Origin of the sequence: Pseudomonas sp. FP1762 (assembly GCF_030687105.1) — a bacterium.
Taxonomy (GTDB): domain Bacteria; phylum Pseudomonadota; class Gammaproteobacteria; order Pseudomonadales; family Pseudomonadaceae; genus Aquipseudomonas; species Aquipseudomonas siliginis.
Map to the genome: position 1 here is coordinate 2,059,901 of NZ_CP117458.1, position 12,267 is coordinate 2,072,167.

Sequence of the window (12,267 nt, forward strand, 5' to 3'; positions counted from 1 at the left end):
TGTCTGTGCCGGCCTCTTCGCGAGCAGGCTCGCTCCCACATTGGCAATGCATTCCAAATGTGGGAGCGAGCCTGCTCGCGAATGGCCGCGCCTCGGTCCTAGAGCGGAGCCAGCTCGGTTTCAGCTTCGACAGCCTTCACCGCTTTGAGCTGACGCATCTGCTCGCAGCCCCACAACACCCGCTCCGGCGTGGCCGGGGCGTCGATTTTCGGCTGATGCTGATAATCACCGAGGCTCGCCACCGCGTCCTTGATTGCGCACCACGCGGCGATCCCGAGCATGAACGGCGGTTCACCGACAGCTTTGGAATGGAACACCGTGTCTTCCGGGTTCTTGCGGTTTTCCACCAGCTTCACTCGCAGATCCAGCGGCATGTCCGCCACCGCCGGGATCTTGTAGCTGGCCGGGCCGTTGGTCATCAGCTTGCCCTTGTTGTTCCATACCAGCTCTTCCATGGTCAGCCAGCCCATACCTTGCACGAAACCACCCTCGACCTGACCGATGTCGATCGACGGGTTCAGCGAGGCGCCGACGTCATGCAGGATGTCGGTGCGCAGCATCTTGTACTCGCCGGTCAGGGTGTCGACGATCACTTCGCAGCAGGCTGCGCCAAAGGCGAAGTAATAGAACGGACGGCCCCGCGCCTGACTGCGGTCGTAGTAGATTTTCGGGGTCTTGTAGAAGCCAGTGCTCGACAGCGAAACCTGATTGAAATACGCCTGCTGGATCAGCGCTTCGAACGTCAGGATCTGCTCGCGCACCCGCACGTGGCCGTTGCGGAATTCGACGTCTTCTTCGCTGACCTTGTAGTGCCGCGCGGCGAATTCGACCAGGCGTTGCTTGATGGTCTGTGCTGCGTTCTGCGCGGCTTTGCCGTTCAGGTCGGCGCCGCTGGAAGCAGCGGTCGGCGAGGTGTTGGGCACTTTGTCGGTGTTGGTCGCGGTGATCTGTACACGATCGATTTCGACCTGAAAAACTTCCGCCACGACCTGAGCGACTTTGGTGTTCAGGCCCTGGCCCATTTCCGTACCACCGTGGTTCAGGTGGATGCTGCCGTCGGTGTAGATGTGGATCAGCGCACCGGCCTGATTGAGGAAACTGGCGGTGAAGGAAATGCCGAATTTCACCGGGGTCAGCGCCAGGCCTTTTTTCAGGATCGGGCTGTTGGCGTTGTAGCGACGGATCGCTTCGCGGCGCTCGGCGTACTGGCTGCTTTCTTCCAGTTCGGCGGTCATCTCTTCGAGCATGTTGTGCTCGACGGTCTGGTAGTAGTGGGTGACGTTGCGCTCGGTCTTGCCGTAGTAGTTGGCCTTGCGCACCGCCAGCGGGTCGAGCTTCAGGTGCCGGGCAATCGCGTCCATCACTTCCTCGATGGCGACCATGCCTTGCGGGCCACCGAAACCACGATAAGCGGTGTTCGAGGCGGTGTTGGTCTTGCAACGGTGACCGTTGATGGTCGCATCGCCGAGATAGTAGGAGTTGTCCGAGTGGAACATCGCCCGGTCAACGATCGAGGCGGACAAGTCCGGCGAGCAGCCGCAGTTGCCGGCCAGCTCCATGTTGATCCCGTGCAGACGGCCGCTGCTGTCGAAGCCGACGTCGTATTCAACGTAGAACGGGTGGCGCTTGCCCGTCATCAGCATGTCTTCGACGCGCGGCAGGCGCATCTTGGTCGGTTGGCCGGTGAGGTGCGCGACCACCGCGCACAGGCACGCCGGGCTCGCGGCCTGGGTTTCCTTGCCACCGAAACCACCGCCCATGCGGCGCATGTCGACAACAATTTTGTTCATCGACACGTCGAGCACTTCGGCGACCAGTTTCTGCACTTCGGTCGGGTTCTGCGTCGAGCAGTAGACGATCATGCCGCCGTCTTCAGTCGGCATCACCGAGGAGATCTGTGTCTCCAGATAGAAGTGCTCCTGGCCGCCGATGTGCAGCGTGCCCTGAATGCGGTGTTCAGCCGCGGCCAGCGCCGAAGCCGAATCGCCGCGCTGGTGGGTGTGGCTGTCGAGCACGAAGTGGCGTTTGCGCAGGGCTTCGACCACGTCGAGCACCGGTTCGAGGTCTTCGTATTCGATGATTGCGGCCATCGCTGCTTTGCGCGCGGTTTCCAGGTCTTTCGCCGCGACCGCCAGCACCGGTTGGCCGACAAACTGCACGTCATCGATGGCCAGCAGCGGGTCGCCCGGCATCAGCGGGCCGATGTCCTTCAGGCCCGGCACGTCTTCGTGGGTAATGACAATGCGCACGCCTTCGAAGGCGTAGCACGGTGACGTGTCGATGCTGAGGATTTTCGCGTGGGCGCGGTCCGACAGGCGTGCATACAAATGCAACTGGTTGGGGAATTCCAGGCGATCATCGATGTACTGCGCTTCACCGGACACATGCTTGGCGGCGCTGTCGTGCTTGACGCTGCGGCCGACACCGGTGGTCAGGTCCTGGGCGAACAGTTCGGCCAGTTCAGCCTGGGTCTTCTCTACGGCGTGATGGTTAGACATAAGCGGTCACCCGAGTCTCGATGTGCGGTGTTTGCAGTTCGATGAAGTATTTGCGCAGCAGATTCTGCGCGCTGAGCAGGCGATATTCCTTGCTGGCGCGGAAGTCCGAGAGTGGCGTGAAGTCTTCGGCCAGCGCGGCGCAGGCGCGTTCGATCACGGCGTTATTGAACGGCTGACCAAGCAGCACGGCTTCGCAATGCGCGGCGCGTTTCGGAATCGCCGCCATGCCGCCGAAGGCCACCCGGGCGTCGCTGATCACGCCGTTTTCCACACGCAGATTGAACGCAGCACAGACGGCGGAGATGTCGTCGTCCAGACGCTTCGACACTTTATAGGCGCGGAACAGCTGCTCGGCGCTGGCGCGCGGGACGATGATTTTTTCGATGAACTCGCTTTCCTGCCGCGCCGTGACGCGATAGTCGATGAAGTAATCTTCCAGGTTCAAGGTGCGGCGGGTTTCGCCTTTGCACAGCACGATCTGCGCGCCGAGGGCGATCAGCAGCGGTGGCGAGTCACCGATCGGCGATGCGTTGCCGATGTTGCCGCCGAGGGTGCCTTGATTGCGGATCTGCAACGAGGCGAAGCGGTGCAGCAGTTCGCCGAAGTCCGGGTACTCGGCATTCAACGCCTCGTAGCAGTCGGAGAGGGCAGTGGCGGCGCCGATTTCGATGCGGTCATCGAAGGTTTCGATGCGCTTCATCTCGGCGACGTTGCCGACGTAGATCATCACCGGCAGGGTGCGGTGGAACTGGGTGACTTCCAGCGCCAGATCGGTGCCGCCGGCGAGCAGCCGCGCTTGCGGATAAGCGTCGTAGAGGTCGGCCAGGTCAGCGACGGTCAGCGGCACCAGGCAGCGTTTGTCACCGCTGTTGAGTTCACCGATATCGGTCGGCGCGATGGCCTTGAGGCGGGCAATGGTTTCGGCTTCGCGGGCGTCGAACTGATCCGCTGGTTTGCCGCAGCAGGATTGTTCGGCAGCGGCGAGAATCGGCCGGTAGCCGGTGCAGCGGCAGAGGTTGCCGGCCAGCGCTTCGTGGGCCTTGGCCTGATCCGGCGCATCGCTGTTCTTTTGCAGGGCGAACAACGACATCACAAAACCGGGGGTGCAGAAACCGCACTGCGAACCGTGGCACTCGACCATGGCTTTCTGCACGCTGTGCAGCTCGCCCTTGTGCTTGAGGTCTTCGACGCTGATCAGTTGTTTGCCGTGCAACGACGAAACGAAGGTCAGGCACGAGTTGAGGCTGCGATAGCGAATGTGTTCACGCCCGCTGTCATCGGTCTGCAACTCGCCAACCACCACGGTGCAGGCGCCGCAGTCGCCACTGGCGCAACCTTCTTTGGTGCCGGGCTTGCCCACGTGTTCGCGCAGGTAATTGAGCACAGTCAGATTCGGGTCCAGGGCGTGCTCGCTACGGAGTTCCTGGTTAAGTAAAAACTGGATCACGGAAGGCCTCGCAGACTCATTATTGTTGTTAACCGACGTGAACCGAATTTAGCAGGTCTGACTTTTCGGTCAATGGTTTTCTGACTTAAAGGTCAGGAAAATCCGTTTCGTCGATCAACAGCGTGTCTATTCAGTATTGACCTTCATCGGTCACCGCGCTTTTTTGCGGGATTCGTGCCAAAAACCGCTGAGTGGGCACTCCGCCATGACCGTGCATTTGCGCTACACTGCGCCGCTTGTGCAGATCGATAGAGTTTGAAGGACAACCATGACGTTCAAGGCGCCGGACAGCCTCGCCGAGCAAATCGCTCACCACCTCGCCGAACGCATCATTCGTGGCGAAATGAAGCCGGGAGAGCGCATCCAGGAACAGAAGGTCACGCTGGCGCTCAACGTCAGCCGCGGTTCGGTCCGTGAAGCCTTGCTGATCCTCGAGCGCCGTCACCTGATCGCGATCCTGCCGCGTCGTGGCGCCCACGTTACCGAGCTGACGCCGCACAAGGTGCAGAGCCTGTGCACGCTGATGAGCGAGCTGTACATCCTGCTCGGCAATTCCGTGGCCAACGGCTGGCAAGTGCAGTCGGACATGGCGCCCTTCGTGCAGATCCAGCAGCGCCTGACCGCCAATTACGAACGCGGCGATATCCGCAGCTTCGTCGATGACAGCTTCGCGGTGATGCGCGCCGCCTATCCGTTTGCCAACAATCCGTACCTGCAAGAAACCGTCGAGAACCTCCAGCCGGCGATGAGCCGCGCTTATTTCCTCGCCCTCGAACAGCGCAAGGCGGAAATGAGCGAATTCCTCGAACTGTTCGAACGCTTGCTCGCCGCCGTACTCGCCCGTGATTTGCCGCAGATCCGCATCGTGCTCACGGCGTATGCCCAGCGCAGCTGCGATCTGGTGGTGTCTGCGCTGACGGTTGCCTGAGCGTGCGGCTGAAGTGCATCAAACTGGCGGGGTTCAAATCCTTCGTCGACCCGACCACGGTGAACTTCCCCAGTAACATGGCGGCGGTCGTCGGGCCGAACGGTTGCGGCAAGTCGAACATCATCGACGCCGTGCGCTGGGTGATGGGCGAAAGTTCGGCGAAGAACCTCCGTGGCGAGTCGATGACCGATGTCATCTTCAACGGCTCGACCAGTCGCAAACCGGTGAGCCAGGCCAGTATCGAGCTGGTGTTCGACAACTCCGACGGCACGCTGCTCGGCGAATACGCCGCCTACGCGGAAATTTCCATCCGCCGCAAAGTCACCCGCGACAGCCAGACCACCTATTACCTCAACGGCACCAAATGCCGTCGGCGCGACATCACCGATATTTTCCTCGGCACCGGCCTCGGTCCGCGCAGCTACTCGATCATCGAACAGGGGATGATCTCCAAGCTGATCGAATCCAAGCCCGAAGACCTGCGTAACTTCATCGAAGAAGCCGCCGGCATCTCGAAATATAAAGAGCGCCGCCGCGAGACCGAGAACCGCATCCGCCGCACCCACGAAAACCTCGCCCGCCTCACCGACCTGCGCGAAGAACTGGAGCGCCAGCTCGAACGTCTGCACCGTCAGGCCGAGGCGGCGAAAAAGTATCAGGAACTCAAGGCTGAAGAGCGTCAGCTCAAGGCGCAACTGTCGGCGCTGCGCTGGCAGGATCTTAACGAGCAGGTCGGCCAGCGCGAGTCGATCATCGGCAACCAGGAAGTCAGCTTCGAAGCGCTGGTCGCTGAACAGCGTAACGCTGACGCCGCCATCGAACGCCTGCGTGACGGTCACCACGACCTGTCCGAACGCTTCAATCTGGTGCAGGGGCGCTTCTATTCGGTCGGCGGCGACATCGCCCGGGTCGAGCAGAGCATCCAGCACGGCCAGCAGCGTTTGCGTCAGTTGCAGGACGATCTGAAAGAAGCCGAGCGCGCGCGTCTGGAAACCGAATCGCACCTGGGCCACGACCGCACGTTGCTGCTGACTCTCGGCGAAGAACTGGACATGCTCACCCCCGAGCAGGAAGTCACCAGCGCCGCCGCCGAGGAAGCCGCCGCTGCGCTTGAAGAAGCCGAAACCACCATGCACGGCTGGCAGGAGCAGTGGGACGCTTTCAACCTGACCGCTGCCGAACCGCGCCGTCAGGCTGAAGTCCAGCAATCGCGGATCCAGCAGCTGGAAAGCAGCATGGAGCGCCTGGCCGACCGGCAGAAACGCCTCGCCGAAGAACGTGCGTTGCTGTCCGCCGACCCGGAAGACGCGGCGATCATGGCGCTCAATGAGCAGCTCGCCGAGTCCGAAGCGACTCTCGAAGATTTGCAGACCAGCGAAGAAGCGCAGGTCGAAAAGCTCGAACAACTGCGTCAGGAATTACAGCAGGCGTTGACTGCGCAGCAGCAGGCGCAGGGCGATCTGCAGCGGCTCAACGGTCGTTTGGCGTCGCTGGAAGCCTTGCAACAGGCCGCGCTCGACCCGGGCACCGGCACCGCCGAATGGTTGAAGGAACACAATCTCGCCGAGCGTCCGCGTCTGGCCGAAGGCCTTAAGGTCGAGGCCGGTTGGGAGCTGGCGGTGGAAACCGTGCTCGGCGCCGATCTGCAAGCGGTGCTGGTCGACGATTTCAGCGGTTTTGATCTGTCCGGTTTCACCCAAGGCGATTTGCGCCTGCTCAGCCCGGCCAGTGATGGCGTGCGGGTGGCTGGCAGCCTGCTGGACAAGGTCGAGGCGCAGATCGATCTGTCGCCGTGGCTCGGTCAGGTCAAACCGGTCGACAGCCTTGAACAGGCGCTGGCGTTGCGCGGTCAGTTGAGCGCCGGGCAGAGCCTGATCAGCCGCGATGGCTATTGGGTGGGTCGACACTTTTTACGCGTACGTCGCGCCAGCGAAGCGGAAAGCGGCATGCTCGCCCGTGGCCAGGAAATCGAAGACTTGCAGCTTGAACGCGAAGAGCGCGAAGCCACCGTCGAGGCCATGGAAACCCGCCTGCAAACCTTGCGCGCGCAACAGCGCCAGCAGGAAAACGGCCGCGAACATCTGCGCCGCTTGCTGCAGGACGAAGCGCGCCAGCAAGGCGAACTGAAAGCGCAGTTGTCCGCCGGTAAGGCCAAAGCCGAACAGCTGACATTGCGCCGCACCCGTCTCGATGAAGAACTGGTCGAACTCGCCGAACAGCGCGAGCTTGAGCACGAACAGGTCGGCGAAGCGCGCATGCAATTGCAGGAAGCGCTGGACGCCATGGCGCTCGACACCGAGCAGCGCGAGTTGCTGCTGGCCCAGCGCGACAGCCTGCGCGAACGCCTCGATCGCGTGCGTCAGGAAGCGCGGCAGCACAAGGATCATGCCCACCAATTGGCCGTGCGTCTTGGCTCGTTGCGTGCTCAGCACGACTCCACGCGCCAGGCGCTGGAACGTCTGGAAATGCAGGCCGAGCGCCTTACTGAAAAGCGCGAACAGTTGAGTCTGAATCTGGAGGAGGGTGAGGCGCCGCTGGAAGAGCTGCGTCTGAAACTTGAAGAACTGCTCGACAAGCGCATGACCGTCGATGAAGAACTCAAGACCGCGCAGATCGCCCTGGAAGACGCCGATCGTGAATTGCGCGACGCGGAAAAACGCCGCACCCAGGCCGAGCAGCAATCGCAGTTGATTCGCGGCCAGCTCGAACAACAGCGCATGGAATGGCAGGCGCTGACCGTACGGCGCAAGGCTTTGCAGGATCAATTGCTCGAAGATGGCTACGATCTCAACGGCGTGCTCGCCACATTGACGGCGCAAGCCAGTGAACGCGAAGCCGAAGAAGAACTCGAACGCATCAACGCGCGGATTCAGCGCCTGGGTGCGATCAACCTCGCGGCCATCGACGAATACACGCAACAATCGGAGCGTAAACGTTATCTGGATGCGCAGGACGCCGATCTGGTCGAGGCGCTGGAGACCCTGGAAAACGTCATCCGCAAGATCGACAAGGAAACCCGCAACCGTTTCAAAGATACCTTTGATCAGATCAACGGCGGTTTGCAGGCACTTTTCCCGAAAGTTTTCGGTGGCGGGCGCGCGTATTTGGAACTGACGGGCGAAGATCTACTCGATACAGGGGTGACGATCATGGCGCAGCCGCCCGGGAAGAAGAACAGCACCATCCATTTGCTCTCTGGCGGCGAAAAAGCCTTGACTGCACTGGCCCTGGTTTTTGCCATCTTCAAATTGAACCCGGCGCCGTTCTGCATGCTCGATGAGGTTGACGCGCCACTGGATGACGCTAACGTTGGACGCTACGCACGCCTGGTCAAAGAGATGTCGCAGACCGTGCAGTTCATCTACATCACCCACAACAAGATCGCCATGGAAATGGCCGAACAGTTGATGGGCGTGACGATGCATGAGCCGGGCTGCTCGCGACTGGTGGCGGTGGATGTCGAGGAGGCGATGGCGATGGTGGATGCCTGAGTCGGTGTGATGTCGGAATAGTTTTGGAGGTCTGTAGGACTTTTTACTGACATCGGCCGGATGGCCAATCGACATATTCGCGCAAGCCAAATGAGACAGACGGTGTAAAGTTGTCTTTGGTCGTGCTAGTTTAATGTCAATTTTTCGTATACGTGGGCAAAACGCCTGTCAGAACATAGAGTTGGCGCCACGTTTTAAAGCGGTTTACGCAGTGTAAACCCCTTATTTTTCAGCATTTTTTATAGAGGCACGGGATTACATGGAAATCGGTCTGCGCGAGTGGCTGATCGTCATCGGCATCATTGTGATAGCCGGTATTCTTTTCGATGGCTGGCGCCGTATGCGCGGCGGCAAGGGAAAGCTGAAATTCCGTCTCGACCGGAGCCTGTCCAATCTGCCGGACGAGGACACCAGCGCCGAACTGTTGGGCCCGGCCCGCGTCCTGGACACGCACAAAGAGCCACAATTGGACGAGCACGATCTGCCGTCGGTGAGCATGCCCAACCGCGAAGCCCGCGAGCCGCGTGAATCCGGTTCGAAACGTGCCAAGCGCGGCAGCAACGGCCCGGCGCAGGGCGACTTGAACCTCGACCTCGATCTGGACGGCGGCCCGAGCTTCAGCAGCCGTGACGACGATTTCGCCGAAGACAGTAAGCCTGCAGCGGCCGTGGCGGAAAAAGATCAGCCGCAAGCCGAAGAAGTCCTGGTGATCAGCGTGATCTGCCGCGACCCGGCCGGCTTCAAAGGCCCGGCGCTGTTGCAGAACATTCTCGAAAGCGGCCTGCGTTTCGGCGAGATGGACATTTTTCACCGCCACGAAAGCATGGCCGGCAACGGCGAAGTGCTGTTCTCCATGGCCAACGCGGTCAAGCCGGGTATCTTCGATCTGGACGACATTGACCACTTCAGCACTCCGGCGGTGAGCTTCTTCCTCGGTCTGCCAGGCCCGCGTCATCCGAAGCAGGCCTTCGACGTGATGGTCGCGGCAGCCCGCAAGCTGTCCCAGGAATTGAACGGCGAATTGAAAGACGATCAGCGCAGCGTACTGACCGCCCAGACGATTGAGCATTACCGTCAGCGCATCGTCGAATTCGAACGCCGCGCATTGACCCAGAAGCGCTAAGGCCAGATCAAAAGATCGCAGCCTTCGGCAGCTCCTACAGAGGATCGCGATACTGTAGGAGCTGACGAGTGCAACGAGGCTGCGATCTTCTGGCCCCGCCGCCGATAATGGAATAAAACTGGAGCAGCCTCGGCTGCTCTTTTGCTTTATGAGAGAACAACCATGACCGCCGCCAAAACCCGCATTCTAGAGCTGCGCGCTGAGCTGGATCAGCACAACTATCGCTATCACGTTCTCGACGAGCCGAGCATTCCCGATGCCGAATACGACCGCTTGTTTCACGAGCTCAAGGCACTGGAAGCGGCCAACCCGGAACTGATCACCAGCGATTCGCCGACCCAGCGCGTCGGTAGCATGGCGTTGACTGCGTTCACTCAGGTGCGTCACGAAATCCCGATGCTCAGCCTCGGCAACGCCTTCGAAGAATCCGACATGCGCGAGTTCGATCGCCGCGTCAACGAAGGCCTCGACGTGCCGGCCGGCGATCTGTTTGGTGGCGGCGCGGCGGTGGAATACAGCTGCGAGCCGAAGCTTGATGGCCTGGCGGTCAGCCTGCTGTATCAGGATGGTCTGCTGGTGCGCGGCGCCACCCGTGGCGATGGCACCACCGGCGAAGACATCAGCGTCAACGTGCGCACTGTGCGCAATATTCCGCTGAAGCTGCATGGCGAAGGCTGGCCGGCGACGCTGGAAGTGCGCGGTGAAGTGTTCATGTCCAAGGCCGGTTTCGAGCGCCTCAATGCTTCGCAGCTGGAAATCGGCGGCAAGACCTTTGCCAACCCGCGCAACGCGGCAGCAGGCAGCCTGCGCCAGCTCGACTCGAAGATCACCGCCAACCGGCCGCTGGAATTCTGCTGCTATGGCATCGGCCAGGTGTCTCACGATATCGCCGACACCCACATCGGTAACCTCAAGCAGTTGCAGAAGTGGGGCATGCCGATCAGTCACGAACTGAAGCTGGCCAAGGGCATCGACGAGTGCCTGGAGTATTACCGCGACATCGGCGCGCGCCGTAACTCGCTGGCCTATGAAATCGATGGCGTGGTGTTCAAGGTCAACAGCATTGCCGACCAGCGTGAACTGGGCTTTCGTGCGCGCGAGCCGCGCTGGGCGATCGCGCACAAATTCCCGGCGATGGAAGAACTCACCGAGCTGCTCGACGTGGAATTCCAGGTCGGCCGCACCGGTGCGGTAACTCCCGTGGCGCGCCTGAAACCGGTGAAAGTCGCCGGCGTCACCGTGGCCAACGCCACGTTGCACAACATGGACGAAGTCGCGCGTCTGGGCCTGATGATCGGCGATACGGTGATCATTCGCCGCGCCGGCGATGTGATTCCGCAAGTGGTGCAGGTAGTTACCGAGCGTCGCCCCGATGACGCGCGCCCGGTGGCCATTCCTGAAAGTTGCCCGGTGTGCGGCTCCCACGTTGAACGCACGCAACTGGTCAAGCGCAGCAAGGGCAAGGAAACCTTCAGCGAAGGCGCGGTGTATCGCTGCGTCGGCCGACTGGCCTGCGGTGCGCAACTGAAACAGGCGATCATTCACTTCGTCTCGCGCCGGGCCATGGACATCGAAGGCTTGGGCGACAAGAGCGTCGAGCAACTGGTCGACGAAGGTCTGGTCAGTTCGCCGGCCGATCTGTATGCGCTGAAGTTCGACGACATCGTCGATCTGGAAGGCTTCGCCGAGGTATCGAGCAACAAGCTTCTCAAAGCCATCGAAGACAGCAAGCAACCGAGCCTGGCACGTTTCATCTATGCCCTCGGCATTCCCGATGTCGGCGAAGAAACGGCGAAGGTGCTGGCGCGCTCGCTGGGTTCGCTGGAGCGCGTGCAACAGGCCTTGCCGCATGTGCTGACCTACCTGCCGGATGTCGGCCTGGAAGTGGCGCACGAGATTCACAGTTTCTTTGAGGATGCGCACAACCAGCAGGTCATCAGCGAATTGCTCGGCCATGGTTTGCAGATTCAGGATCAGGGCGAGTTGGGCGCCGAATTCGCCGCCAGTACCACGCTGGGCGGCTTGCTCGACAAACTGCACATTCCTTTCGTCGGCCCCGGTGGTGCGCAAAAACTCGCCGACCGCTTTGGCTCGCTGGAAGCGGTGATGAACGCTGACTGGCTGGATATGCGCCAGGCATTGCCAGAGAAGCAGGCCAACTCCGTGCGCGAGTTCTTCGCCTCGCCTGAGCATCGGCAACTGGCCGAGCGGGCCGAGCAGCAGTTGCGCGATTTCGGCATGCATTGGCAGAGCGAGAAAAAAGTCGTCGAAGGTCTGCCGCTGTCCGGGGAAACCTGGGTGCTGACCGGCAAGGTCGAACTGATGAGCCGGGATGTGGCCAAGGATCATCTGGAAAGCCTGGGTGCCAAGGTCGCCGGTTCGGTGTCGGCGAAAACCCATTGCGTGGTCGCAGGCCCGGGTGCCGGCTCGAAACTGACCAAGGCCAACGAGTTGGGTGTGAAGGTCATGGACGAGGAAGCGTTTATCGCCTTCCTCAAAACCCACGGCGTCGCCGTCTGACCGGATGAACCCCTGTGGTGAGGGGATTTATCCCTGTCCGGATGGACACCTGTGGCGAGGGGATTTACCCCTCTCCGGATGGACACCTGTGGCGAGGGGATTTATCCCCGCTGGGTTGCGCAGCGACCCCAAGACCCTGCGACCGATCATTTCATCTGTATCGCGTGTACGGTTTTTTGCGACTGCTGCGCAGTCGAGCGAGGATAAATCCCCTCGCCACAATGGTGCTATCACCCGGCTGCGCGGTTATGGGTGGGAAC

The 12,267-nt window shown here is 61.0% G+C and carries 6 protein-coding genes; 4 read left to right on the top strand and 2 right to left on the bottom strand.

Annotation, left to right across the window (positions count from 1 at the left end):
- Nucleotides 1–98 precede the first annotated feature (98 nt).
- Both xdhB and xdhA read right to left on the bottom strand, forming a co-directional pair.
- Nucleotides 99–2,498 carry a xanthine dehydrogenase molybdopterin binding subunit gene (gene xdhB / locus PSH90_RS09125; protein WP_305382549.1) on the bottom strand — a complete coding sequence of 800 codons (2,400 nt, stop codon included), beginning with the start codon at nucleotides 2,496–2,498 and terminating at the stop codon, nucleotides 99–101.
- Nucleotides 2,491–3,945: a xanthine dehydrogenase small subunit gene (gene xdhA / locus PSH90_RS09130; protein ID WP_305382551.1), complete on the bottom strand. Its 1,455-nt coding sequence runs from the start codon at nucleotides 3,943–3,945 to the stop codon at nucleotides 2,491–2,493. The genes xdhB and xdhA overlap by 8 nt, the downstream gene beginning before the upstream one ends.
- A 268-nt stretch (nucleotides 3,946–4,213) precedes the next feature.
- On the opposite strand from xdhA, the gene PSH90_RS09135 reads away from it, so the two are divergent.
- The 4 genes from PSH90_RS09135 (at nucleotide 4,214) to ligA (ending at nucleotide 12,007) form a co-directional block, all read left to right on the top strand.
- Nucleotides 4,214–4,873, top strand: coding sequence for a GntR family transcriptional regulator (locus PSH90_RS09135; protein ID WP_039763015.1), 660 nt, complete (start codon nucleotides 4,214–4,216; stop codon nucleotides 4,871–4,873).
- A 2-nt stretch (nucleotides 4,874–4,875) separates the two neighbouring features.
- A complete protein-coding gene (gene smc, locus PSH90_RS09140) occupies nucleotides 4,876–8,364 on the top strand; it encodes a chromosome segregation protein SMC (protein WP_016773850.1) in 3,489 nt (1,162 codons plus the stop codon).
- A 259-nt stretch (nucleotides 8,365–8,623) separates the two neighbouring features.
- On the top strand, nucleotides 8,624–9,487 hold the full coding sequence (gene zipA, locus PSH90_RS09145) for a cell division protein ZipA (RefSeq protein ID WP_305382552.1): 864 nt from the start codon (nucleotides 8,624–8,626) through the stop codon (nucleotides 9,485–9,487).
- A gap of 162 nt (nucleotides 9,488–9,649) precedes the next feature.
- Nucleotides 9,650–12,007: an NAD-dependent DNA ligase LigA gene (gene ligA, locus PSH90_RS09150; RefSeq protein WP_056784201.1), complete on the top strand. Its 2,358-nt coding sequence runs from the start codon at nucleotides 9,650–9,652 to the stop codon at nucleotides 12,005–12,007.
- Nucleotides 12,008–12,267 lie beyond the last annotated feature (260 nt).